Source organism: Meiothermus hypogaeus (assembly GCF_003574035.1).
Classification (GTDB): domain Bacteria; phylum Deinococcota; class Deinococci; order Deinococcales; family Thermaceae; genus Meiothermus; species Meiothermus hypogaeus.
In genome coordinates this window covers 1-948 of the sequence record NZ_QWKY01000170.1, presented here as the reverse complement: position 1 = coordinate 948, position 948 = coordinate 1, and the positions used below count along the sequence as shown (strand labels likewise).

Genomic DNA, 948 nt, shown 5'->3' with positions numbered 1-948 from the left:
TTGGAAGTTATCCGCGTAGCGGAGGGCGATACCGCCCCTTGGAAGGGAGACGCTTTCTTCGCCGACCGACAGTGAAGGGCCATCGGCCCCCGGCTAGCGCCGGTACTCAAGGGAGGGGTGTGCTCTAGGATTCAAAAAGACAGCCTCTGGTGTTTTTGGTTTTGTAAACTGTCTTTTTGAATCCGGTATGATTCATCGGCACATGAATCGGACTCTTCTAACACGGCCTTGGTTCTGACCCAGAGCCCAGCCTTCGGCCTTGGGCTTTTTAGGCAATCCAAAGCATGGTTTCGAACGTGCGCCTAAGCAAGAAAAACACCTATCGCTTTAGTTCACGCACGTACGCCAGCACCGTGTCGGGGTCGCGGAAGGCATTGACGTTGCGCCATATGCGCTCGATGCGGCCTCTAGGGTTAACCAAAATGGTGTCGCGGTTGTAGAAGCCAAAAAACCCACCCACCTTGAAGAGCCTGGCCAGGGTGCCATCCCGGTCGGGCAGCATGGCCCCTTTAAGCGCCATCTGCTCGATGAAGGCGCACTGGTCGGCAGCGGGGTCGGCACTTACCCCGAAAATTTCCACACCCAGCTTCTCGAACTCGCTGTAGAGCTCGGCATAGCGCTTGCCCTGGGCGGTGCAACCGGGCGAGCTAGCCTTAGGGTAAAACCAGAACAACAGATATTTCCCCTCCCTGGCTGTGGCCACCAGGTCTACAGGCTTACCAAAGGAGTCCTGCACTTTGGGCAAGGACACCGGGTCACCGGGAGCCAGCGCCAGCACCGGGGCCAGCAGCAAAAGCAAAAACCACAAACGTTTCATACCCTAGAGCCTGCTAACTAGCTGTTCGTAAAAGCTCCACAGTTTTCGCTGTCATCAGAATCGAAAAAGCCAACCAGTGCCAACCTCGCAAGGTCTCAGCCAGCCGCTCATAGTCTCGCGCCAGCCTGCGA

General features: G+C 56.6%; 1 protein-coding gene. It reads right to left on the bottom strand.

Annotation, left to right across the window (positions count from 1 at the left end):
• Window positions 1-319: 319 nt before the first annotated feature.
• The gene (locus tag Mhypo_RS17770) at window positions 320-817 is read right to left on the bottom strand and encodes a peroxiredoxin (protein ID WP_119342529.1); all 498 of its coding nucleotides are present in this window, start codon (window positions 815-817) and stop codon (window positions 320-322) included.
• Window positions 818-948: the final 131 nt, after the last annotated feature.

Coding starts and splice junctions, on each gene's coding strand:
- Mhypo_RS17770 (WP_119342529.1), bottom strand. CDS start 817: ATGAAACGTTTGTGGTTTTTGCTTTTGCTGCTGGCCCCGGTGCTGGCG.